This window comes from Microbacterium sp. ZXT2-5 (assembly GCF_055329545.1).
This window is the reverse complement of sequence record NZ_JBUZWD010000001.1, coordinates 2837241-2859972: the sequence shown is the minus strand read 5'-3', so window position 1 is coordinate 2859972 and position 22732 is coordinate 2837241. Positions and strand designations below refer to the sequence as shown.

Sequence of the window (22732 nt, the reverse complement as noted above, 5' to 3'; positions counted from 1 at the left end):
GTCCGCTACAGTGAAGCTGTGGCACGCCGTAACGCCCCGCCGGGCTCGCAGACCTCGCTGCGCGAGGCCAACCGCGCGCGCGTCGTCGAGTCGCTCAAGCGCCACGGCCGTCTGACGCAGATCGAGCTCGCCGGCAGCACCGGCCTGTCTCCGGCGACGGTCTCCAACATCGTCAAGGAGCTGACCGCGTCGGGCCTGCTCCACACGTCCTTCACCACCAGCAGCGGCCGCCGCGCCACGCTGGTGTCCCTCGCCCGCCGCCTCGGCCTCGTCGCCGGCGTGCACTACAGCTCCCGCCACCTTCACATCGCGATCGCCGACACCGCGCGCACCATCGTGACGCAGTCGTCGCTTCCGCTCCCCCTCGACCATCGCCATGACTCCGAGCTCGACCGGCTGGCGCTCCTGCTGGGCGACATGATGGAGTCGCTCGGAAGCACGCTCACCGACCTCCTGGCGGTGGGATTGGCGCTGCCTGCGCCGATCGACCCGCGTACGGGCATGGTCTCGACCCCGGGTCTGCTGCGCGGCTGGGAGGGCGTGGACGTCGCCGAGAGCCTGTCCGCGCGCATCGGGCGGCCGGTCTACGTCGACAGCGAGGCCAACCTGGGCGGGCTCGCCGAGGCGCGCGAGGGGAACGGCCGCGCGGCCGCATCCAGCGTCTTCATCCGCGTCGGCCACACGATCAGCGCCGGTCTCATCGTCGACGGCGACCTCTTCCGGGGCGTCAACGGCAAGGCAGGGCAGATCGGGCACGTGACGCTCGACGAGAACGGGCCGATCTGCCGCTGCAGCAATCGCGGGTGCCTCGAGACGTACGCCGGCGGGCCGGCGCTGCTGTCGCTCTTCCCGCCGAGCGAGGGCATGCACCGCCTCGGCGACCTGTTGCAGGCGGCCGAGACCGGCGACGGCGCCGCCCGGCGCGTCATCGCCGACGCCGGACGCCACATCGGCATCGCCGCGGCGAGCCTGTGCAACCTGGTCGACCCCGGGCTCATCGTGATCGGCGGCGAGCTGGGCCAGGCCGGCGAGATCCTCATGGCGCCGATGCGCCATGCCCTCGAGCGCACGGCGCTCGCGTCCGCCGACGGCCTCCCCGAGATCGTCGGGGCTTCGTTCGGCGAGTGGGCGGAGTCGCGCGGGGCGATCGCGATCGCCCTCGATCACGTCACGGTCGACGCACAGCTGCCGAGCGCGCCGTCGCTGCCCATCACCGCGTGAGCGTACCCATGCGCGGCATGCACCCCCACGGGTCGCGGCAGGGCCGCACCCGGCGCAGCGCAGCGGTCGCGGCATCCGCTCTCCTCCTCCTCGCCGCGCTGCTGGCGGCGTGCACGACGTCGCCCGCGCCGGGGCGCGCCCCCTCCGACGACACCGTCGCCCTGCTGCTGCCCGATGCGAAGACCGCGCGGTACGAGACGTTCGACCGCCCGCTGTTCGAGGCGCGGATCGCCGAGCTCGGCGACTACCGCGTCCTGTACGCCAACGCCGACCAGGACGCCGCGAAGCAGCAGCAGCAGGCCGAGTCCGCCCTCACCGCGGGGGCCGGCGTGCTCGTGCTCGACCCGGTCGACGCGAACGCCGCCGTCAGCATCGTGACCTCGGCGAACGCGAAGGGGGTGCCGGTGATCTCGTACGACCGCCTCGTGGCCGGCGGCGACCTGGCGTACTACATCTCGTTCGACAACGAGAAGGTCGGCGTCCTGCAGGCGGAGGCGTTCGTCGAGGGCGTGCGGGCCAACGGCGAGGACGGCGGCATCCTCATGGTCAACGGCTCGCCCACCGACAGCAACGCCGCGCTGTTCAAGCGGGGGGCGCACAGCATCATCGACGAGAGCGGGCTGCGCGTCCTCGCCGAGTACGACACCCCCGGCTGGAGCCCGGAGAAGGCCCAGGAGTGGGTGTCGGGCCAGATCGCGCAGCACGGCGACGCGATCACCGGGGTCTACGCCGCCAACGACGCCACGGCCGGGGGCGCGATCGCGGCGCTGCGCGTCGCCGACGTCGATCCCCTCCCGATCGTGACGGGACAGGATGCCGAGCTCTCGGCGATCCAGCGGATCCTCACCGGCGACCAGCACATGACCGTCTACAAGGCGATCAAGCCGCAGGCGGAGCTCGCCGCCGAGGTCGCCGTGAAGCTGCTGAACGGCGAGGAGGTGACGGCGCCGATGGAGATCGACGGGACGCCGGCGACGCTGCTCGACCCCGTCGCCGTCACCGTCGACGACATCATGGGCACCGTCGTCGCCGACGGCTTCTGGTCCGTCGACGACATCTGCACCCCCGCCTACGCCGATGCGTGCGAAGCCGCGGGGATCGGGTAGGGTCCTGTCTCTGGCGGCGAACGGCCGGGACGCGATGATGGGGACGGGGCGAGGATGTCGGTGACGCACCCGCGGACGGGAAGGCCGCGCGAGCGCGTGCTCACCATGCGCGGCATCGGCAAGCACTTCGGCGCCGTCAAGGCGCTCACCGACGTGGACTTCTGGGTCAACGAGGGCGAGGTGGTCGCCCTCGTCGGCGACAACGGCGCGGGCAAGTCCACGCTCGTCAAGGTGCTCGCCGGGGTCCATCCGCCGGATGCGGGGACCCTCGAGTTCGACGGCGAGCCGGTCGACATCCACTCCCCCGCGGACGCGCAGGAGCTCGGCATCGAGACGATCTTCCAGGACCTCGCGCTGTGCGACAACCTCGACGTCGTGGCGAACCTGTGGCTCGGGCGCGAGCTGCGCGACGGCGCCACCCTCGACGAGGTGGGCATGGAGCAGCGCACATGGACGCTGCTGCGCGAGCTGTCGGCCAAGATCCCCTCGGTCCGGGTGCCGGTGGCGTCGCTGTCCGGCGGGCAGCGGCAGACCGTCGCGATCGCGCGGTCTCTCATCGGCGAGCCGCGCGTGGTCATCCTCGACGAGCCCACCGCGGCGCTCGGGGTGGCGCAGACGGCGGAGGTCCTCAATCTCATCGAGCGGCTGCGCGAACGCGGCCACGGCGTCATCCTCATCAGCCACAACATGGCCGACGTCATGGCGGTCGCCGACCGCGTCGTCGTGCTGCGGCTCGGACGCAACAACGGCGTCTACAACGTCGCCGACGTCACGAGCGAGATCCTCATCGCGGCCATCACCGGCGCCGCCGACCACTCCGCGCTCCGGCGCACGCCGGATCGCGGCGCGGCGCCGCCGCCTCCCGTGGACGAGCCGCAGGTCGAGACCGAGACGGCCGGGGGCACGGTGATCCGGATGCCCCGACGCGGGTCGCGGCGGCCGCCGCGGCCCCGCGGGGAGGGGACGCGATGAGCGCGCGCGGCGACGAGCGTCTGGCCGAGCCGCTCCCCGAGGAGCGCGTGCTCAGCGGCAGCCGGCTCCGCCACGCGTGGGAGGGGTTCGTCGCCCGGATCCGCGAGGGCGAGCTGGGCACGCTGCCGGTCGTCCTGGGGATCGCGGTGATCTGGACGGTGTTCCAGCTTCTGAACCCGGTGTTCCTCTCCAGCGAGAACCTCGTGAACCTCACGATGCAGTGCGCCGCGATCGGCACGATCGCCCTCGGCGTGGTGCTGGTGCTGCTGGTGGGCGAGATCGACCTCTCCGTGGGATCGGTGTCGGGCCTGGCGGCGGCCGTGCTCGCGGTCACGTTCGTGCAGCTGCAGTGGAACCCCATCATCGCCGTCCTCGCGGGCATGGCCATCGGCTGTCTCGTCGGCCTGCTCTACGGCTACCTGTTCACCAGGTTCGGCCTGCCCAGCTTCGTCATCACGCTCGCCGGCCTGCTCGGCTTCCTCGGCCTGCAGCTGTGGGTGCTCGGCGAGACAGGCTCCATCGCCATCCCGTTCGACTCGTGGCTGGTGCAGTTCGCCCAGCAGCTGTTCCTTCCGCCCTGGGCGTCGTACGTCCTCGCCGTGGTGGCGGCGGGCGCGTTCGCGTGGTCGCTCGTGCGGCGGGCGCACCGCCGTGCCGCCGCCAACCTCGTCAGCCAGAGCTACGCCGAGATCGCGACCCGGAGCATCGCGCTCCTGGCCTTCCTCCTCGCCGCGACCTGGTACCTGAACCTGTACCGCGGCGTGGGCGTGATGTTCCTGTTCTTCCTCGGGCTCGTCGTCGTGATGAACTTCCTGCTGACGCGAACCCGGTGGGGACGCGCGGTGTACGCCGTCGGCGGTTCCGTCGAGGCCGCCCGTCGCGCCGGCATCCGCGTGAACCGGATCTATCTGTCGGTGTTCGCGATGTGCTCGACGCTCGCCGCCGTCGGCGGCATCCTCGCCGCGGCGCGACTGGCCTCGGCCAACCAGAGCTCGGGCACCGGCGACGTCAATCTGAACGCGATCGCGGCCGCGGTCATCGGCGGAACAAGTCTCTTCGGCGGGCGAGGGTCCGCGTTCTCGGCCCTCATCGGCATCGTCGTCATCCAGTCGATCTCGTCGGGCCTGACGCTGCTCAACCTCGACTCTTCGGTGCAGTTCATGGTCACCGGCGTCGTGCTCGTGCTGGCGGTGATCGTCGACTCGCTGTCGCGTCGCACGCGGGCGGCGACCGGTCGGGCGTGACGGGCGAGGGTCGCTCGCTGTCTTCACTTGACGAACACGCTACCGCGGCGTACCGTGCACACTACGTGGAGTCCTGCGCAATCTGCTTCTGATCTGCGCATCAGATAAGCATTCTGCACGGAAAGCGCTCTCGCGGCACGGGAACACGAGTGGGGCGATGACCCGGCGTCCCGGCGTTGTCAAAGCGTTATGTTCAAGACTTGACGCCAAGATTCGATCATCGCCATGATCGCTTTCAGCGCGATGCGCACGGGAAGGGACCCGGGCCTCGCTCGCTTCAATGACGAAAGGCGAATGATGAAGAAGTCTTCACTCCTCGCCGTGGCGGCCCTCACGGGCGCGGCCGCGGTGGTGCTGGCGGGATGCGCCGGCGGCAACGGCGACACCGGGGACGGGGGCGACGGCGGCGACGGCGGCGGCGACGCCGCGGGCCGCGCGTGCGTGATCCTCCCCGACGCGGCATCCTCGCCGCGCTGGGAGAACTTCGACCGCAAGTACCTCCAGGAGGGCCTGGAGGGCGCCGGCTTCGACGTCGACATCCAGAACGCCCAGGGCGACGTCAACAAGTACTCGACGATCGCGGACCAGCAGCTCACCCAGGGCTGCGGCGTCATGCTCCTGGTCGACTACCAGGGCGCTGCAGAGGCCGTGGCGGCGAAGGCGAAGGGCGAGGGCATCCCCGTCATCGCCTACGACCGTCCGTTCGAGGGCGCCGACTACTACGTGTCGTTCGACAACGTCGAGGTCGGCCGCCTCGAGGGCCAGACGGTCCTGGACGGACTGGAGGCCGCCGGCAAGGACCCGGCCACTGCTGTCGTGGTGTACATGGGCGGCGACCCGACCGACGGCAACGCGGCCATGTTCAAGGAAGGCGCGGTCGAGGTCATGGAAGGCGCCGGCATCACGCCGGCGGCGGAGCCCCCGGGGGTGTGGGACCAGGCCAAGTCGCAGACCAACTTCGAGCAGGCGCTGACCTCGCTCAACGGCCAGGTCGACGGTGTCTGGGTCGCCAACGACACCAACGCGGCCGGCGTCATCAAGGTGCTGCAGGACAACAACCTCGAGGGCGTCGCCGTCTCGGGACAGGACGCGAACGTCGCGGGCCTGCAGAACATCCTCCTCGGCTGGCAGACCGCCACGGTCTACAAGCCGGTGAAGGACGAGGCCGATGCCGCGGTCGAGACCGCGGTGGCGCTCCTGAACGGCGAGGACGTGACGACCGAGGCCGAGCTCGACGACGGCACGCCGTATATCCAGGTCACCCCGATCCTGGTGGGACCGGAGCAGGTCAAGGACGTCATCGCGGCGGGCGACGCCGAGTACGACGACGTCTGCACGCCGGAAGTGATGGCGGCCTGCGAGGAGTACGGAGTCACCGCAGAGTAGTCGGCGGGCCTGCGGGCTGAACCGCAGGGGCGTCGCGCCGCAGGGCGCGACGCCCCTTCTCGCCGGAACACCGTCATCGCAAGGAAGCGAGCATGTCAGACACACTCACCGCCACAGAGCCGATCATCAAGCTGGTCGGCGTCAAGAAGTCCTTCGGCCCCGTCAGCGTCCTCAAGGGCGTCGACCTCGAAGTCCGCCCCGGCAAGGTCACCGCACTCGTCGGTGACAACGGCGCCGGGAAGTCCACCCTCATCAAGGGCCTCGCCGGCGTGCAGCCGTACGACGAGGGCGAAGTCCTCATCGACGGCCAGCACCGCGACCTCCACGCGCCCCGGGATGCCTCCGGCCTCGGCATCGAGGTCGTCTACCAGGACCTGGCGCTCTGCGACAACCTCGACATCGTGCAGAACATGTTCCTCGGTCGCGAGGAGCTGTCGTTCGGCACGTTCGACGAGGGCCGCATGGAGAAGGAGGCGTCCGACACCCTCCGCTCGCTGTCCGTGCGCACCGTGAAGTCGGTGCGGCAGAAGGTCTCGAGCCTGTCCGGCGGGCAGCGGCAGACCGTCGCGATCGCCCGCGCGGTCCTCAAGAAGGCCCGCGTCGTCATCCTCGACGAGCCGACGGCGGCCCTGGGCGTCGCGCAGACCGAGCAGGTGCTGAACCTGGTCACACGCCTCTCCGAGCAGGGCGTCGCGGTGGTCCTCATCAGCCACAACCTCGCCGACGTCTTCCAGGTCGCCGACGACATCGCGGTGCTGTACCTCGGCCAGATGGTGGCGCAGATCCCGACGAGCCAGACCACGCGCGACGACGTGGTCGGCTACATCACCGGCACCAAGACACCCCAGGGCGTCACGATCCTCGACACCTCGACTGTCCGCACCGAAGGAGGCGTGGAATGACCGCGAATGCGACCCGCACCGAGGCCGCGCCCGATCCCCTCGCGAGCGACCTCATCGGCAGCGGCGTCGAGGGCGGCGTCGGCGACCAGCTCCGGGCGTGGTGGCAGCGCGTGCGCGGCGGCGACATGGGCGCGCTCCCGGCCATCGGCGGGCTCGTCGTCCTGTTCACCCTGTTCTCGATCCTGAGCCCGTTCTTCCTCACCGAGCGCAACTTCGCGAACCTGCTGAACCAGGCCGCGACCCTCGTGGTGCTCGGCATGGCGCTGGTCTTCGTGCTGCTGCTGGGCGAGATCGACCTGTCGGCGGGCGTCACCGGCGGTGTCGGCATGGCCCTGTTCGTGGTGCTCGCCTCGCAGGGCGTCCCGTGGCCGCTGGCGCTGCTGATCGGCTTCGGCTTCGGCTTCCTCACCGGCGCGCTGATAGGTTTCTTCGTCGCCAGGGTCGGCATCCCGTCGTTCGTCGTGACGCTGGGCCTGTTCCTGGGCTTCCAGGGGCTCGCGCTGGTCATCATCGGCCCGGGCGGGCTGTTCCGCCTCGAGGTGCCCGAGCTGATCGCGCTGCAGAACGGCAACCTGCCCGTGTGGGGCGGATGGGTGATGCTCGCGATCATGCTCGTCATCTCGGGCGCCACGTCGTTCTGGGACCGCGCGCGCCGCACGCGCGCGGGTGTCCCCAACCGGGCGCTGTCGCTGGTGTGGATCAAGCTGGCCGTCATCGCCGTCATCGGCGGCGTGGTCGTGTTCGTGCTCAACCAGAACCGCGGCCAGTCCGTGGTCGAGGTCGCCGGCGTCCCGATCGTCGTGCCCGTGGTGCTCGCCATCCTGTGGCTCGGCACGTTCCTGCTCGACCGCACCCGGTTCGGCCGCTACATCTACGCCATCGGCGGCAACGCCGAAGCCGCGCGCCGCTCGGGCGTCAAGGTGCGGTGGATCAAGTGGTGGGCGTTCGTCATCTGCTCGAGCCTCGCCGTGTTCTCCGCGCTCCTCAGTGTCGCCCGCGTCGGATCGGTCGACGCGACCGTCGGTCGTGACATCGTGCTCTCGGGTGTCGCCGCGGCGGTCGTCGGCGGCGTCAGCCTCTTCGGCGGCAAGGGGCGTCTGATGCACGCGGCGATCGGCGCGCTCGTGATCGCGACGATCACGAACGGCCTCGGTCTGCTGAACCTCCCCGCGGGGGTCAACCTGCTGGTCACCGGCGGCGTGCTCATCCTCGCCGCGACCGTCGACGCGCTCTCGCGTCTGCGCTCGGGCGGCGGGCGGACGTAGTCCGCACCCGTCGATGCGACGGCGCCGGGTGGAGCAACTCCGCCCGGCGCCGTCGCGTGCCGCCGGTGCGCGCAGCCGGTTCAGCCCGGCTCCGCCCGCCCCTCGACGATCTCGTCCACCCACTGCGGCACCAGCTCGCTCGCCCGGCCGGCGCGCGCATCGTCGAACGGGATGATCGCGTCGCTCGGATCCAGGTTCAGCTCGACCGTGCGAGCGCCGAATGCCGATGCGAGGGCGACGTAGCCGGCGGCGGGATAGACGGCGCCCGACGTGCCGATCGAGACGAACACGTCGCACGCGACGACGGCCTGTTCGATGCGGTCGAGCTCGTACGGCATCTCGCCGAACCAGACCACGTCGGGCCGCAGCATCCGCTCCCCGCACACCGGGCAGGCTGGTCGGCCGATGAGGTCGCCGTCCCACGCCGGGCGCGCGCCGCACGTCAGGCACAGCGCGCGGCGCAGCTCGCCGTGCATGTGCACGAGATTGCGACTGCCGGCCCGCTCGTGCAGGTCGTCGACGTTCTGCGTCACGAGGAGCAGGTCGTCGGCGATCGCCCCCTCGAGCCTCGCGAGGGCGCGGTGCGCGGCGTTCGGGGCGACGGATGCCAGCGCCCGCCGCCTCGCGTCGTAGAAGGCCAGCACGGTGTCGGGGTCGCGCTCGAACGCCTCGGGCGTCGCGACGTCCTCGACGTCGTGCCCCTCCCACAGCCCGCCGGCATCGCGGAACGTGGGGACGCCGCTCTCGGCCGAGATGCCCGCCCCCGTCAGCACGACGATGCGGGTCACCGCACGGTCCCCGGCGCGACGTGCGAGAGGACCCGCTCCCACACGTCGGCCAGAATGAGGCGCGACTGCGGATCCGACGTCTCGGGGATCATCTCCACGCGGGCCGACGCCAGGCGGTCGCCGAACCAGCGGGCCGCCGGGGCCGCGGCGTCGGGATCGTCCCGTCCGTTGAGGATGAGCGTGGCAGCGGTGACGCCGGCCAGCACCTCGGCGACCTCTGCGCCGCCGAGCTCGGTGTCCGGCCGGGGCACGGCGACGAGCGCCAGGCGGTCGACTCCGTCGCCCAGATGAGCGGCGACGAGGATCGCCACCTCGCCGGCGTCGCCGACGCCGACGACGCCGACGGGACGGCCGTGACGCTCCTCCGCGACGAATCGAGCGATCGTCGCGGCCGTCATCTCGGCCGCCGTCGCCCCGCGATACGCCGCGGGGTCGTCGATGTCGTCTATGGTCAGACCCACTGCCACGATGCGCGCGTCCCGCCGGGCGGTGAGGTCCGGTCGCGGGTCCGACAGCGTCGAGATGCCCGCCCTGAGCAGGAAGACGGTGCGCTGCGCACCCGGCGCGCCGAAGCTGCGGTGCTCATAGGAGGCGCTGGGCGCCGGTCCCTTGGTCATGCCGCGATCCTACGAGGGGGCGCCCGCGGCGGTCACGCCATCAGAGGAATGGCTCCGACCAGCACCCCGACGGCGAGCATCGCGAGCGAGACCACGCAGGCCCGCCACAGCACCTTCTTGTGGTGATCGCCGAGGTTCACGCTCGCCAGCGAGACCAGCAGCAGGATGGCCGGCACGAGCGGGCTCTGCAGGTGCACCGGCTGGCCGGTGATGGAGGCGCGAGCCATCTCCACCGGCGCGATCCCGAAGTGCTCCGCGCTCTGGGCGAGCACCGGCAGGATGCCGTAGTAGAACGCGTCGTTCGACATGAAGAACGTGAAGGGGATCGACAGGACGCCCGTGATGACCGCGAGGAACGGGCCGAGGGATGCCGGGATCACCGTCGTGATCCACGTCGCCATCGCGTCGACCATGCCGGTGCCGTTGAGCACCCCGACCAGCACGCCGGCGGCGAGCACCATCGACACGACGCCCACGATGCTCGGGGCGTGCGCGACGATCTCGTCGGCCTGCCCCTTGAGCTTGGGGAAGTTGACGACGAGGGCGACGGCGGCGCCCACCATGAAGACGTAGGCGAGCGGGAAGACGTCCAGCACGAGGAGCACCATAACGGCGATCGTGAGCGCCAGGTTGAACCAGATCAGCTTGGGCCGCAGGGACGCCCGGTTCGGGTCGAGGATCGTGTCGGCCATCGCGGTGTCCTCGCGGTCGACGACCGCCGTCGCGACGGGCACTGCGCTGCGCCCGCCGGCGAGCGTCACGATGTTGCCGGTGCGCAGCGTCGCGCGGGCGCCGGGCTTCGCGTCCGAGCCCCGGAAGATGCGCGGACCGGCGAGCACCCCGTCCCCGTCGTCCAGGCGCGACGTGTCGATGCTGCCCAGCCGCTTGCGCTCGGCGAGACCGAGGAACCACGAGAACGCCAGGGCGATGACGACGCCCGCCGCCAGCGACGGCAGCATCGGCACGAAGACATCGGTCGGCTGGAGGCCGAGCGCCGTCGCCGCGCGCACGGTGGGCCCGCCCCACGGCACGATGTTGAGGGTGCCGTTCATCAGCCCGGCGACGCACGTGAGCACGACCGGGCTCATGCCCAGGCGCAGATAGATCGGCAGCATGGCCGAGGTCGTGATGATGAACGTCGTCGACCCGTCGCCGTCGAGCGAGACGGCGCCGGCGAGGAGCGCCGTGCCGAGCACGACCTTCGCCGGATCGTCGCCGAGCAGACGGGTGATCGAGCGGATGAGGGGGTCGAAGAGACCCACGTCGATCATGATGCCGAAGTACATGATGGCGAACATGAGCAGCGCCGCGGTCGGCGCCATGCTGCCGATCGCGTCGAGGATCATGTCACCCAGTCCGAGTCCCGCACCCGCGAACAGCCCGAACGCGGTCGGCACGACGATGAGCGCCACCATGGGCGTGAGGCGCCTGGTCATGATGAGCGCCATGAACACCAGGACCATCGTGAACCCGAGTGCCACCAGCACCCACTCCGGCGGGACGAACGCGGTCGCGTAGCCCTCCTCCGCCTCGGCGGCCTGGACGATCAGCGAGGCTGCAGCCTGCATGTCGACTCCTTCGTCGTGTCGTGCGTCCGCACCCCTCGGTGCGCGTCCGGACACGTTACGAAAGGCCGGCGGCGCGGCGCGCGCTTGCTCGCATTGCCGCAGGTTCTGCGCGTAGGGTGTCTTCTGCGCATTGTGCTCACGTGCGCGCAAGACCGGGACGGACGCTGGGGGTGGGATGCGCTTCGCGACACGGCTCCTGCTGGCGCAGCTCGCGACCGTCGCCGCCGTCGTCGCGGTCTGCGCCGTCGTGTTCGGGTGGCTGGGGGTCCGCCAGCTGCGCGAGGAGTCCGAGGCCGCTGCGCTCAACATCGCCCGCACGATCGCCGAGGACAGGGACGTGAAGACGCTGGTCGCCGAGCTCTCGGCGGACCCCGGGACTCCGGATGCCGCGGATCTGCACGGCGGGCCGCTCCAAGCGATCGCGGCGGACGTCGCCGAGCGCACCGATGCCCTCTTCGTGGTCATCACCGACGATCACGGCATCCGTCTCGCCCATCCCACCGAGGCGCTCCTCGGCGAGGTCGTCTCCACGCCGTTCGCGGAAGTGCTCGAGGGCAACGAGGTCGTCGACTGGGAGGTGGGCACGCTCGGCGAGTCCGCGCGGGCGAAGGTGCCGATCTACCCCGAGGGCGAGGGCGCGCCGGTCGGCGAGGTGAGCGTCGGCTTCGAGCGCGCGAGCGTCTTCGACGACCTCCCGGCGCTGCTCGCGACGATCGCCGTCGCTGCCGTGGGCGGCGTCGCGCTCGCCGCGCTGGCCACGCTGCTGCTGCGGCGGCGGTTCGAGCGGCTGACCCTGGGCCTGCAGCCCGAGGAGCTCGTCGCGCTGGTGCAGAACCAGGCCGCGGTCCTGGAGGGAGTCGGCGACGGCGTCCTGGCGCTGTCGCCCGACGGCCGGGTGCAGGTCTGCAACCAGGCGGCGGAGCGGATGCTGGGGCTCGACGGACCGGTCGGCCGCCGGTTCGAGGAGCTGCCACTGCCCGACGCCGTCCGTGAGGCGGTCATCCAGGGCGCGTCCGCCGTCGAGGCGGTGGTGGGCGACCGCGTGCTGTACCTCGACACCCGCCCCGTCGTGCGCGGCGGACGCGCGCTCGGCCGGATCGTCGTGGTGCGCGACCGCACCGACGTGGAAGCGCTGGCCGGGCGCCTGGAGACCGTGCGTGCCATGACCGAGGCGCTGCGGGTGCAGCGGCACGAGTTCGCGAACCGGCTGCACGTGGCATCCGGTCTCATCGATGCGGACCGCGTCGACGAGGCGCGCAGCTTCCTCGGCGACCTCACGGAGCGCGGCGCGGTGGACTTCGGCGTGGCCGGCCTCGAGCGCGTGCCGGATGCGTTCCTCACGTCGCTCATCGGCGCGACCGCGGCCACGGCCCGGGAGCGCGGCGTGAGCGTCCGCATCTCCGACGACACGCTCCTGCTGAGCGAGGTCGTGGCGGCGGAGGACGTGGCCGCGATCCTCGGCAACCTCGTGGGCAACGCCGTGACCGCGGCGGTCGACGGATCCGGGCCTGCCTGGGTCGAGATCGCGCTGTTCGGAGACGAGGATGAGCTCGTCATGACCGTGTCGGACTCCGGCCGCGGCATCCGCCCCTCCGGCGCCGACCCGTTCGCGCGCGCGGGCTTCCGCGACCCCGTCGAGGCCGAAGCGGACGACGGGGCCGGCGACCGCGTCCACGGTCACGGCTTCGGACTGCCGCTGTCGCGCGATCTCGCCCGGCGCCGCGGCGGGGACGTCTGGGTGATCGACGCCGGCGGCGCGCAGTCGGGCGCCGTCTTCGGGGCGAGGATCCCCGGCGCGCTGCGCGCCGGACGGAACACGGACCAGGAGGAGAACCGGTGACCGGATCCATCCACGTGCTCGTCGTCGACGACGACTTCCGCGTCGCGGGACTGCATCGCGACATCGTCGCATCCCGCCCCGGCTTCACCGCGCTGGCTCCGGTGCACTCGCTGGGCGCGGCGCGGCAGGCGCTGCGGACGCAGCGCCCCGACCTGCTCCTGGTCGACGCCTTCCTCCCCGACGGTGACGGCGTCGACTTCGTCGCCGGCGTCGACACCGACGCGTTCGTTCTGTCGGCGGCGACCGATGCCACCACCGTGCGCCGGGCCCTTCGCGCGGGTGCGATCGCCTACCTCGCCAAGCCGTTCGACGCGCGCGCGCTCGCGGACCGGCTCGACCGCTACGCGCGCATGCGCAACCTGCTCCTCACCGACCGTCCTCTCGAACAGGAGCAGATCGACCGGGCGCTCATGATCATGCACGGCGGCGCGGAGCCGGCGACGGTGGCGCGATCGGCGACGGAGCAGCTGATCCTCGAGGGCCTCGGCGACAGCGAGGCCTCTGCGTCCGAGGTCGCCGAGCGGGTGGGGATCTCCCGCGCGACCGCCCAGCGTCACCTCGCGGGCCTGGCGAGCCGCGGGCAGGTCGAAGTCCGGCTGCGGTACGGCACGACGGGCCGGCCGGAGCACCGGTATGTCGTCGCAGGCGGTTGACGCGCGACGGGGGTGGACTCATCCGCGCAGCAGGGCTCGCAGCGTCTGGATCGTGTCGGCCTCGTCGGGCCGCTTGTCTGGCCGGTAGCCCTTGACCCGCGCGAAGCGCAGGGCGACGCCGCCCGGGTAGCGCGGCGAGCGCTGCACGCCGTCGATGGCGATCTCGACCACCGTGACGGGACGCACGTGCACGGCGGAGGACGAGCGATGGGTCTCGATCGCCGGGAAGTGCTCGGTCTGCCACCGCAGCGTCGCGTCGGTGAGGCCCTTGAACGTCTTGCCGACCATGACGAAGCCGCCGGGCTCGCCGAACTCCCCGGTCGGGTCGAGTGCGCCCAGATGGAGGTTGGAGAGCAGCCCGGTGCGGCGGCCCGAGCCCCACTCCACCGCGAGCACCACGAGGTCGTAGGTCAGCACCGGCTTCACCTTCAGCCAGCTCTTGCCACGGCGCCCCGCCGCATACGGCGCGTCGATGGCCTTGACCATGATGCCCTCGTGGCCGGCCGCGAGAGCCTCGCGCGAGAACTCCTCCGCCCGCCCGGGATCGTTCGTGACGATGCCCGGCATGCGCGCGTCGCCGGCGATGCGCGCGAGCTCGCCCAGCCGTGTCTCGAGGGGCTCGTCGATGAGATCGCGGCCGTCGACGTGCAGGATGTCGAAGAACCAGGGTCGCAGCACGACCGCCTGGGCGGACTCGGCGCCGAAGGCGTCGGCCGTCTCGGAGCCGAAGCGCGCCATGGTGTCCTGGAACGGCCGGGGGCCGCCGTCCTCGTCGAGCGCGAGCGTCTCGCCGTCGAGGATCACCCGCCGGGCGGGGAACGCCCGCACGACGTCGACGATCTCGGGAACGCGGTGCGTGATCTCGGCGAGGCTGCGCGTGTACACGTGCACCTCGTCGCCGTCGCGATGCACCTGGATGCGCGCACCGTCGAGCTTGAACTCCACCGACGCCGCGGCCTGCCCGCCGACCCCGCCGATCGACTCGAGCGCCGCCGTCGGAGACGACGCGGTGGCCGCCAGCATGGGCAGCACGGGCCTGCCGACCGCGAGCCCGATGGCGGCGAGGTCGGCGGGAGTTCCGGCCAGGGCCACGCGGGCTGTCGCGCCGAGATCGCCCGACAGCATCGCCGCGCGGCGCACCGCCGGCGCGTCGCGGTCGGACGCCTTCGCGATGGCGTCGAGCAGCACGCCTTCGAGCGCGCCGGTGCGGAGCTCGCCGAGCATCACGCGCTGGAGGAAGTCCCACTCCCCCGCCGTCGCGCGGGCCGCGAGCGCCTGCAGCTCGCCGCGTCGCGCCGCCACCGATCCGGGGCCGTCGGAGCCGGCGAGCCGGCTCAGCGCCGCGTCGACGTCGAGGATGCCGAGCGAGGGAGCGTCGGCGTGGCCGACGTCGAGGTCGCTGAGGCCGCGCCACCCGACGCCGAGCCGCCCCTGCCTCGGGCTCGCGACCAGGAACCCGATCGCGGGAGCGACCTCGTCGGGGTCGAGTTCGCGCACCACCGCCGCGAGCGCGGCCACCTTGGCAAGTCGCGACGACGTCGCGGCCACCGCCTCCGTCGCGAGGACGAGATCGTTGAGCAGCACCCCCGCATTGTCGCACCGTCCTCCGACAGTCCTCGCGCGCATCCGCGCGGACGCTTCCTCGGGTGTTCTTCCGCTGGTCACCTCCCGCGCCTAGCGTGGAGGCGGTATCCCCACCGTCACAGGATCTCGCCCCGAAGGAGCCCCGATGTCGACTCGACTCCGCGGCACGCTCGCCGTCGCCGCCGCTCTCGCCCTCGCCGCCACCGGCGCGGCGCCCGCCGTCGCGGCGCCCGGATCCCCGGGTCGCCCCGTCCAGGACGAGACCCTGCGGGTGGCGACCTTCAACCTCTCGCTGAACCGCGCGAACGCCGGCGACCTGGTCACGGATCTGTCCACCGGCGCGAACGCGCAGGCGCGGACCGTGGCCGAGATCATCCAGCGGGCGGATCCCGACGTCGTCCTCCTCAACGAGTTCGACTACGTCGAGGGCGGCATCGCGGTCGACCTGTTCCGCGAGAACTACCTCGAAGTCGGCCAGCAGGGTGCCGACCCCGTCGAGTATCCCTACGCGTTCGTCGCGCCGTCCAACACCGGCATCCCGAGCGGGTTCGACCTGAACAACAACGGCGCGGTCGGCGGCGGCGACGACGCGTTCGGCTTCGGCGCCTTCCCCGGCCAGTACGGGATGGTCGTGCTCTCGAAGCATCCGATCGTGGCCGACGACGTGCGCACCTTCCAGGGCTTCCTCTGGAAGGACATGCCCGGCGCTCTCCTGCCCGACGACCCCGCGACGGCCGCGCCCGCCGACTGGTACTCGCCGGAGGAGCTCGCGGTGTTCCGGCTGTCGAGCAAGTCGCACTGGGACGTCCCGGTGCAGGTGGGCGATCAGACCGTCCACGTGCTCGCATCCCACCCGACGCCGCCCACGTTCGACAGCACGGAGGACCGCAACGGACGCCGGAACCACGACGAGATCCGGTTCTGGGCCGACTACGTCACCCCTGGCCAGGGGCGCTACATCTATGACGATGAGGGTGTGCGCGGCGGCCTCTCACCCGCCGAGTCGTTCGTGATCCTCGGCGACCAGAACGCGGACCCGCTGGACGGAGACTCGGTCGACGCCGCGATCGACCAGCTGCTCGGCAACCGTCGCATCCAGGATCCGCTGCCGGCGTCGGCGGGGGCCGTCGAGGCGGCCGCGCTGCAGGGCGGCGCCAACGGCACCCACCGCGGCGACCCGCGCTACGACACCGCCGACTTCGCCGACACGGCACCGGGCAACCTGCGCGCGGACTACGTGCTTCCCTCGCGTCAGCTCGGCATCGCCGATGCGGGGGTGTTCTGGCCCGTGCAGGCCGACCCGCTGTCGGCGCTGACCGGCGTCTTCCCCTTCCCGAGCAGCGACCACCGCCTGGTGTGGGTCGACCTCGAGGTCCCGCGTACGGGACGCTGACCGGTTCGTTCAGGTCGCGGCGGTCGCCGCGACCTGAACGAACCGCTCGTACGCCGCCGGGGACTCCTCGGCCACGATCGCCCGGAGCACCACCTCGTCGACGTGAGGACGGTACGCCGCGAGGCCGTCGGCGACGGCGTCCGGACGCAGCACCGTCGCGCCGGCGTCGATGCCGAGCCGCTCGAGGTTCGCCGCATACGCCGGAAACCCCGCGTAGCGCGCCGTCTCGGCCTCCAGCCGCGGGATCGCCGCGTCCTCGACAGCGGTCCGCACGTACAGCGCGACGTGGGCGTCGGACGCGCGCCCGTGGGCTTCGGCCGCCTGTTCGCGCGCCGCCTCGGGCGTGAGCCAGCTCAGGAGCAGACCATCGGATGCCGTGGCCCCGAGCCGCCGCATCCGCGGGCCCAGCGCCCCGACGACGACGCGCGCGCGGGAGCCCTCGCGGAGCGCGGCGGCGGCGTCGCGCACCCGCGCGAGCGCGCCGACGGCGCCCGCGCCGGAGCCGATCCCCAGCACGAGCCGGTCGGCGGGCAGATCCAGCTCGGCGACGCGCTCGAGGATCTGCGCGGGCTCGCGCCGGTCGACGGGAAGCACCCCGGTCGCGAGGACCAGACGCTCCGACGCGCGAGCGGCCGCGGCGAGCACCTCCAGTGCATCGGAGCCCGGGGTGTCGTTGACCCACAGCGCGTGGAAGCCGGCGGCCTCGATCTGCGGTGCGAGGCGCGCAGCGAGATCGGCGCCGGCGGCCGCCGCGATCCCGATCGAGACGCGCGCGCTCACCGCCCGCGCTCCACGAGCCGGGCGACCTCTCCTGCGGCGGCGTAGAACTCCGGCATGCCGGTGCGCGACGCAGGGAGCAGGACCACCTCGTCGACGCCGGCGTCGAAGAACGCGCCCGCACCCGCCGCGACGGCCGCGGGATCCCCCCACAGGGCGCGCTCGGCGGGGTCGGGCTTGTCGCCGACGTCGGCGATCGCGCGGGCCTCGGCATCCGCCCCGAACGCCGTCACCACGTACGCGACGATGTCGTGCTCGCCGGCCCGGCCCGCGGTCATCCGCGCATCGCGGATCGCCGAGACGCGCTCGGCGACCTCCGTCGCGGTGTGTCCGGAATCGAGCACGGTGCCGTCGGCGACCTCTCCGCTCAACCGCACCGTCTTCGGACCCTCGGCTGCGGCGTACACGAGCGGCGGCGTCGCCGGCGGGTAGTCCAGCTGCACGCCGTCGAGCCGGACGTAGCAGCCGTCGACGTCGACGCGCTCGCCGGCAAGCAGGCTGCGCAGGACGGGCACGTACTCGCGCATGAGCGAGAGCGGCGAAGAGACGCGCGCGCCGACCTGACCCATCCACGGCAGCACCCCGTGACCGACGCCGGGCAGCAGCCGGCCGGGGAACAGCCGCTCGAGCGTCGCGATCTCCATCGCCGTCGCCGCGGCGTTGCGCAGCGGCATCGGCGCGATGCCGATCCCGACGCTCAGCCGTTCGGTCCACGCCAGTGCGGCCCCGACGGCGGCGAAGGCGGACAGTCGGAAGCAGTCCTCCCACACCCACAGCTCGGGGACGCCCGCGCGCTCGGCCGCCAGCACCGCGTCGCGGAACTCGTCGGGGGTGTGCGTGTACGGGTTGAAGATCGCGCCGATGCGGGTCATGGACCCACTCTGGCAGGCGGCGCCGACACCGCGCGATCACGCGGGCGGACAGCGCAGGGTCTACAAGCATCCCTGCCGGTTCGCAACCCGCTCCCGACGCGTCGAGGAGCACATGCATCCTGGGCACATGGCACGGATCGGGACGTCGGGCTGGGTCTACCCGCACTGGCGAGGTGTGCTCTACCACGGGGATCAGCGGGGGTGGCTGGACCAGTACGCCGCCGAGTTCGACGTCGTGGAGCTCAACGGCAGCTTCTACCGCTGGCCCGCCGACGCGCGCTTCGCCGCGTGGCGCGACCGGCTTCCCGAGGGGTTCGAGATGGCGGTCAAGGCGCCGCGGGGGCTGACCCATGCCCGGCGGCTGCTGGAGCCCGAGGTGTGGATCGATCGGGTCACGCGGGGCATGCACGAACTGGACGGGCGACGGGGCCCGCTGCTGGTCCAGCTCCATCCCGCGATGGAGCGCGACGACGCGCGGCTGGACCACTTCCTCTCGACTCTCCCGGCGTGGACCCGGCCCGCGATCGAATTCCGCCACCCGTCGTGGGTCGACGAGAACGTCTTCGGGATGCTGGAACGCCACGGCGCCGCCTACTGCGTCATGAGCGGGGCGCGGCTGCCGTGCGTCCTGCGGGCGACCGCGCACCTGGTCTACGTGCGCCTTCACGGCCCGGACCACAGGCACCTGTACCGCGGCTCGTACTCGGATGCCGACCTCGCGTGGTGGGCCGAGCGCATCCGCGAGTGGGAGGGCTCGGGTCACGAGGTGCACGCGTACTTCAACAACGACGGCGAGGGCCACGCGGTGCACAACGCGCGCACGCTGCGGAGGCTCCTGTCGGCGTGAGCCGCCGGCGCTTCCCGGCGCGGGGACGGGCTCCTCGCCGGCCGGACGACGAGAGGCGCCGTGCCCGACGGCACGGCGCCTCTCGGCCTGAGGGGTCCGCTATGCGGCCGCCGCGAACGCCGAACCGGCTGCGACGGACAATCCGTCCGCTGCGGCATCCACGGTGACGGTGCCGCCGTCGGCCAGCGCACCCGTCACGAACAGGTCCGCGATGCGGTCGTCGACCTCGCGCTGGATGAGCCGGCGCAGCGGGCGCGCGCCGTACTCGGGCTCGTAGCCGTGCTCGGCCAGCCACGCCACGGCGCCGTCGGTGACGATGAGGTCGACCTCGCGCCTGGCCAGACGCGACTCGGATGCCCCCAGCAGCAGGCGGACGATGCGCTCGAGCTGCGGCTTCTCGAGCTTGCGGAACAGCACGATCTCGTCGATGCGGTTGAGGAACTCGGGTCGCATCGCCTCGCGGAGCTTGCCGAACACGCGATCGCGCAGATCCTTCTCCGATCCGAAGCCGGTCGGACCGCCCCCGTCAGGGAGGAATCCGATGGCGCCGCCGCGCGAGGCGAGGAACTCCGAGCCGAGGTTGGACGTCATGACGATCACGGTGTTGCGGAAGTCGACCGTGCGGCCCTGTCCGTCGGTGAGGCGCCCGTCGTCGAGCACCTGCAGCAGCAGGTTGAACACGTCGGGGTGCGCCTTCTCGATCTCGTCAAACAGCACGATCGAGTACGGGTTGCGCCGCACGCGCTCGGTGAGCTGGCCGGCCTCGTCGTAGCCGACGTATCCGGGAGGCGCGCCGACCAGCCGCGACACCGTGTGCCGCTCGCCGAACTCGCTCATGTCGAAGCGGATGACGGCGCCCTCGTCGTCGAAGAGACTCGCCGCGAGCGCCTTGGCGAGCTCCGTCTTGCCGACGCCCGTCGGGCCGAGGAAGAGGAACGACCCGACCGGGCGCCGGGCGTCGCCCATGCCCGTGCGGTTGCGTCGCACCGCCTTGGCGACGGCGGTCACTGCGTCGTCCTGGCCGATCACACGGCCGTGCAGCTCGTCCTCGAGCGCCGCGAGGCGCTCCCGCTCGGTCTCGGTGAGGCGGTTCACCGGGATGCCGGTCGCACGGCTGATCACCGCGGCGATCTCCGGCTCGTCGACGATCGCATCCGCGCGGGTCGCGGCGCCGGCAGCGGTCGCCCGCTCGATCCGCCCCTGCACGTCGCCGATCTCGTCGCGGATGCGCGACGCCTCCTCATAGTGCTCGGCCGAGACGGCGGCGTTCTTGTCCGCCTCGAGGGTCGCCAGCCGCTCGATCAGACCGCTCACGTCGACCTGGGCGCCCAGGCGCAGCCGCAGCCGCGCACCGGCCTGGTCGATGAGGTCGATCGCCTTGTCGGGCAGGACGCGCTCGGTGAGATAGCGGTCGCTGAGCTCGACGGCGGCCCGCAGCGCCTCGTCGGTGTACACGATGCCGTGGTGCTCCTCGTACGCGGACTTGAGGCCCCGCAGGATGAGCACGGCGTCCTCGATCGAGGGCTCGCCCACCTTCACCGGCTGGAACCGGCGCTCCAGCGCCGGGTCCTTCTCGATGAGGCGGTACTCCTTGAGCGTGGTCGCACCGACGAGGTGCAGGTCGCCGCGCGCGAGCCGTGGCTTGAGGATGTTCCCCGCGTCCATGCCGCCGTCACCGGCGCCGCCCGCACCGACGACGGTGTGCACCTCGTCGATGAAGACGATCAGCTCGCCCTTGCGGGCGGCGATCTCGTCCATCGTCTTGGTGAGGCGCTCCTCGAAGTCGCCGCGGTAGCGCGTGCCCGCGAGCATCGCGGGCAGGTCGAGCGAGACCACGCGCCGGCCGAGCAGCTGCTCCGGCACCGCGCCGTCGACGATGGCCTGGGCGAGTCCCTCCACGATGGCGGTCTTGCCCACGCCGGCCTCGCCGACGAGCACGGGGTTGTTCTTGGTGCGGCGGCTCAGGATCTCGATCGTCTGCTCGATCTCGTCGGCCCGCCCGATCACCGGGTCGAGTTCGCCGGCCGCGGCGCGAGCCGTCAGGTCGGTGCCGTACGCGGCGAGCATGGGGGTGCCGGATGCCGCGGCATCCGTCTCGTCATCGCCGTCGGGTGCCGCGGACGGCGACACCGTCTCGCGGGCGCCCTGCGTGAGCGCCTCGGCGGTCACGCCGGCCCGTGCCAGGACCTGACCGGCAGGGGTGTCCTGCGCCAGCACCAGCGCGAAGAAGAGGTGCTCGGGGTCGACGTACGTCGAGCCGGATGAGCGCGCCACCTGGAAGGCGTGGAACAGGGCGCGCTGCACCGACGAGGTGACGACGGCCCCGTCGACGTCGGCAGCCGCCGACGCGGCGGGGAGGCGGTCCTCCGCGGCGCGCACGATCGCCGCGACGTCGGCGCCGATGCGACGGACCGCGTCCCGGGCCGGGGGCTCGGAGACGAGGACGCGCAGCACGTGGAGGGCGTCCAACTCGTGCTGGCCGCGCTCGAGCGCGTACCTGCCGGCGCGCTGGAGGAGCTCCTGCGTGCGGGCGCCGAGGTACCGGCTGAGATCGATGGAGCGCTCTGCGCGCGCACGCTCCCCCGCGAGGTAGCGTGCCAGGAACTCGTCGAACGAGCTCTCCTCGCCGCCGGCCTGTGGGGTGAAGTCTTCGGGCATTCCGTCTCTCCTGAACTTGAGTGGACGAGTATCAAGTCTTGAACTTGATACCTGCGATGTCAACTTCAACGCGAGCTCGGGCGCGGGCTATTCCCGGCGGTGACGGCTCAGTCGCGCCCGCCGGGCGGGCCGAGGATCAGCAGCACCACGAAGAGCGCGATCACCGCGAGCGCGATGAGCGCACCGAGAACCCACGGTCGCCGCAGGAACCAGCGCATCAGCCGGTCGAACCAGCTCGCGTCGCGCGGGTCATCGGTCTCCTCCAGCCGCCACGCTCCTGCCAGCCGTCCGGTGCGCTGCAGCCACAGCTCGGTCGGGATCGTCGCATAGGGGATCACGGCACTGACGAGTGCGACGGCGGTCGGGGCGACCCGCCACCGGTTGTTCAGCGCGACGAGGACGACCGTCGCCGCGTACGACAGGAAGATGAAGCCGTGGATGCCGCCGCCGATGGTGACGCCCGGCGCCCACCCCGTGGCGGCACGGGCGATGAGTCCGGCGATGAGGAGGGTCCAGGAGACGGCTTCCGCGATGGCGAGGAAGCGGAACAGGGAATGCGGGTTGCGAAACACACCTTCAGCGTAGCTGAAACTCCTTCAGGTTCCCTGAAGGCGTGGGGGGCGGTCCAACCCGTAGGGCTCCTCATGGAGTCCCTCGAGCGCGGTGGCGAGTTCCGGCGCGCCGTCCGCGAGGGCGGCGTCGAGCCTGGCCAGTCGCTCCTCGGCTGCCCGAAGCACCGCGCCGCCACGGTCGGTGACGCGAAGATCGGACGCCGCTCCGGCATGCGCGGTGGCGTCGGCGACGAGTCCGGCGTCCACGAGGGTCTGCACGGCGGTGTGCGCGGACTGCACCGTGATCTGAGAGCGGCGGGCGAGCTCGCTGAAGGAGATGCCCGGGGTCACGTCGATGTGCGCGAGCAGCCCGTACTTCCTGGTGGTGAGCCCGAGGTCGCGCAGCTGGGCGCCGAGGTGCTGGTCCCACACGCTCGCCACCGTCAGCAGCGCGATGACGGGGCTGAACGGACGCTCGGACACGGGCT

At 72.1% G+C, this 22732-nt stretch carries 20 protein-coding genes; 11 read left to right on the top strand and 9 right to left on the bottom strand.

Translation table 11 applies throughout. The features are described 5' to 3' along the window. Positions 1-18: 18 nt before the first annotated feature. The 7 genes from ACZBH1_RS12780 to ACZBH1_RS12750 all read left to right on the top strand — a co-directional run bounded on the left by ACZBH1_RS12780 (position 19) and on the right by ACZBH1_RS12750 (position 8096). Positions 19-1221 carry an ROK family transcriptional regulator gene (locus ACZBH1_RS12780; protein ID WP_336396514.1) on the top strand — a complete coding sequence of 401 codons (1203 nt, stop codon included), beginning with the start codon at positions 19-21 and terminating at the stop codon, positions 1219-1221. Continuing rightward, complete coding sequence (locus ACZBH1_RS12775) at positions 1218-2327, top strand: substrate-binding domain-containing protein (RefSeq protein WP_336396515.1); 1110 nt, start codon at positions 1218-1220, stop codon at positions 2325-2327. Before ACZBH1_RS12780 ends, ACZBH1_RS12775 begins: the two co-directional genes overlap by 4 nt. 54 nt (positions 2328-2381) lie before the next feature. Continuing rightward, a complete protein-coding gene (locus ACZBH1_RS12770; protein ID WP_378881585.1) occupies positions 2382-3299 on the top strand; it encodes an ATP-binding cassette domain-containing protein in 918 nt (305 codons plus the stop codon). Then, positions 3296-4543, top strand: coding sequence for a sugar ABC transporter permease (locus tag ACZBH1_RS12765; protein ID WP_378881588.1), 1248 nt, complete (start codon positions 3296-3298; stop codon positions 4541-4543). The genes ACZBH1_RS12770 and ACZBH1_RS12765 overlap by 4 nt, the downstream gene beginning before the upstream one ends. Before the next feature lie 297 nt (positions 4544-4840). Continuing rightward, positions 4841-5929, top strand: coding sequence for a sugar ABC transporter substrate-binding protein (locus tag ACZBH1_RS12760; RefSeq protein WP_378881591.1), 1089 nt, complete (start codon positions 4841-4843; stop codon positions 5927-5929). 92 nt (positions 5930-6021) lie between these two features. Beyond that, the gene (locus tag ACZBH1_RS12755; protein ID WP_336396519.1) at positions 6022-6831 is read left to right on the top strand and encodes an ATP-binding cassette domain-containing protein; all 810 of its coding nucleotides are present in this window, start codon (positions 6022-6024) and stop codon (positions 6829-6831) included. After that, on the top strand, positions 6828-8096 hold the full coding sequence (locus ACZBH1_RS12750; RefSeq protein WP_336396520.1) for a sugar ABC transporter permease: 1269 nt from the start codon (positions 6828-6830) through the stop codon (positions 8094-8096). The genes ACZBH1_RS12755 and ACZBH1_RS12750 overlap by 4 nt, the downstream gene beginning before the upstream one ends. A gap of 80 nt (positions 8097-8176) precedes the next feature. Here ACZBH1_RS12750 and ACZBH1_RS12745 read toward each other — a convergent pair whose 3' ends face one another. The 3 genes from ACZBH1_RS12745 to ACZBH1_RS12735 are packed head-to-tail and all read right to left on the bottom strand — an operon-like array spanning position 8177 to position 11069. Beyond that, positions 8177-8884, bottom strand: a complete 708-nt coding sequence (locus ACZBH1_RS12745; protein WP_336396521.1) for an NAD-dependent deacylase — start codon at positions 8882-8884, stop codon at positions 8177-8179. Further along, a complete protein-coding gene (locus ACZBH1_RS12740; RefSeq protein ID WP_336396522.1) occupies positions 8881-9501 on the bottom strand; it encodes a hypothetical protein in 621 nt (206 codons plus the stop codon). The genes ACZBH1_RS12745 and ACZBH1_RS12740 overlap by 4 nt, the downstream gene beginning before the upstream one ends. A 32-nt stretch (positions 9502-9533) precedes the next feature. Next, complete coding sequence (locus tag ACZBH1_RS12735; RefSeq protein WP_378881599.1) at positions 9534-11069, bottom strand: CitMHS family transporter; 1536 nt, start codon at positions 11067-11069, stop codon at positions 9534-9536. A 175-nt stretch (positions 11070-11244) separates the two neighbouring features. Here ACZBH1_RS12735 and ACZBH1_RS12730 point away from each other — a divergent pair, with 175 nt between their 5' ends. Together ACZBH1_RS12730 and ACZBH1_RS12725 are read left to right on the top strand one after the other, a co-directional pair. Beyond that, positions 11245-12909: a sensor histidine kinase gene (locus tag ACZBH1_RS12730; protein ID WP_463646565.1), complete on the top strand. Its 1665-nt coding sequence runs from the start codon at positions 11245-11247 to the stop codon at positions 12907-12909. Then, on the top strand, positions 12906-13562 hold the full coding sequence (locus ACZBH1_RS12725) for a response regulator (protein ID WP_378881605.1): 657 nt from the start codon (positions 12906-12908) through the stop codon (positions 13560-13562). Before ACZBH1_RS12730 ends, ACZBH1_RS12725 begins: the two co-directional genes overlap by 4 nt. Positions 13563-13580: 18 nt before the next feature. Here ACZBH1_RS12725 and ACZBH1_RS12720 read toward each other — a convergent pair whose 3' ends face one another. Then, positions 13581-15146, bottom strand: a complete 1566-nt coding sequence (locus ACZBH1_RS12720) for an ATP-dependent DNA ligase (RefSeq protein ID WP_463646564.1) — start codon at positions 15144-15146, stop codon at positions 13581-13583. A gap of 145 nt (positions 15147-15291) precedes the next feature. Here ACZBH1_RS12720 and ACZBH1_RS12715 point away from each other — a divergent pair, with 145 nt between their 5' ends. After that, on the top strand, positions 15292-16539 hold the full coding sequence (locus ACZBH1_RS12715) for an endonuclease/exonuclease/phosphatase family protein (RefSeq protein ID WP_463646563.1): 1248 nt from the start codon (positions 15292-15294) through the stop codon (positions 16537-16539). Positions 16540-16548: 9 nt separating this feature from the next. Here ACZBH1_RS12715 and ACZBH1_RS12710 read toward each other — a convergent pair whose 3' ends face one another. Further along, positions 16549-17319: an LLM class flavin-dependent oxidoreductase gene (locus ACZBH1_RS12710; protein WP_463646562.1), complete on the bottom strand. Its 771-nt coding sequence runs from the start codon at positions 17317-17319 to the stop codon at positions 16549-16551. Next, complete coding sequence (locus ACZBH1_RS12705; protein ID WP_463646561.1) at positions 17316-18188, bottom strand: LLM class flavin-dependent oxidoreductase; 873 nt, start codon at positions 18186-18188, stop codon at positions 17316-17318. The genes ACZBH1_RS12710 and ACZBH1_RS12705 overlap by 4 nt, the downstream gene beginning before the upstream one ends. Positions 18189-18315: 127 nt before the next feature. Here ACZBH1_RS12705 and ACZBH1_RS12700 point away from each other — a divergent pair, with 127 nt between their 5' ends. Beyond that, positions 18316-19035, top strand: coding sequence for a DUF72 domain-containing protein (locus ACZBH1_RS12700; RefSeq protein WP_452324995.1), 720 nt, complete (start codon positions 18316-18318; stop codon positions 19033-19035). A 99-nt stretch (positions 19036-19134) separates the two neighbouring features. Here ACZBH1_RS12700 and ACZBH1_RS12695 read toward each other — a convergent pair whose 3' ends face one another. The 3 genes from ACZBH1_RS12695 to ACZBH1_RS12685 form a co-directional block, all read right to left on the bottom strand. Continuing rightward, positions 19135-21693, bottom strand: coding sequence for an ATP-dependent Clp protease ATP-binding subunit (locus tag ACZBH1_RS12695; protein ID WP_463646560.1), 2559 nt, complete (start codon positions 21691-21693; stop codon positions 19135-19137). Between the two features lie 107 nt (positions 21694-21800). After that, positions 21801-22265, bottom strand: coding sequence for a DUF3817 domain-containing protein (locus ACZBH1_RS12690; RefSeq protein WP_463646559.1), 465 nt, complete (start codon positions 22263-22265; stop codon positions 21801-21803). Between the two features lie 24 nt (positions 22266-22289). Then, positions 22290-22727 carry a MarR family winged helix-turn-helix transcriptional regulator gene (locus tag ACZBH1_RS12685; protein ID WP_463646558.1) on the bottom strand — a complete coding sequence of 146 codons (438 nt, stop codon included), beginning with the start codon at positions 22725-22727 and terminating at the stop codon, positions 22290-22292. Between the last annotated feature and the right edge of the window lie 5 nt (positions 22728-22732).

Bases quoted from the DNA above. Each gene is read 5' to 3' on its own strand.
- ACZBH1_RS12770 (WP_378881585.1), top strand. From the start codon at position 2,382: ATGTCGGTGACGCACCCGCGGACGGGAAGGCCGCGCGAGCGCGTGCTC.
- ACZBH1_RS12765 (WP_378881588.1), top strand. From the start codon at position 3,296: ATGAGCGCGCGCGGCGACGAGCGTCTGGCCGAGCCGCTCCCCGAGGAG.
- ACZBH1_RS12760 (WP_378881591.1), top strand. From the start codon at position 4,841: ATGAAGAAGTCTTCACTCCTCGCCGTGGCGGCCCTCACGGGCGCGGCC.
- ACZBH1_RS12755 (WP_336396519.1), top strand. From the start codon at position 6,022: ATGTCAGACACACTCACCGCCACAGAGCCGATCATCAAGCTGGTCGGC.
- ACZBH1_RS12750 (WP_336396520.1), top strand. From the start codon at position 6,828: ATGACCGCGAATGCGACCCGCACCGAGGCCGCGCCCGATCCCCTCGCG.
- ACZBH1_RS12740 (WP_336396522.1), bottom strand. From the start codon at position 9,501: ATGACCAAGGGACCGGCGCCCAGCGCCTCCTATGAGCACCGCAGCTTC.
- ACZBH1_RS12735 (WP_378881599.1), bottom strand. From the start codon at position 11,069: ATGCAGGCTGCAGCCTCGCTGATCGTCCAGGCCGCCGAGGCGGAGGAG.
- ACZBH1_RS12730 (WP_463646565.1), top strand. From the start codon at position 11,245: ATGCGCTTCGCGACACGGCTCCTGCTGGCGCAGCTCGCGACCGTCGCC.
- ACZBH1_RS12715 (WP_463646563.1), top strand. From the start codon at position 15,292: ATGTCGACTCGACTCCGCGGCACGCTCGCCGTCGCCGCCGCTCTCGCC.
- ACZBH1_RS12705 (WP_463646561.1), bottom strand. From the start codon at position 18,188: ATGACCCGCATCGGCGCGATCTTCAACCCGTACACGCACACCCCCGAC.
- ACZBH1_RS12700 (WP_452324995.1), top strand. From the start codon at position 18,316: ATGGCACGGATCGGGACGTCGGGCTGGGTCTACCCGCACTGGCGAGGT.
- ACZBH1_RS12695 (WP_463646560.1), bottom strand. From the start codon at position 21,693: ATGCCCGAAGACTTCACCCCACAGGCCGGCGGCGAGGAGAGCTCGTTC.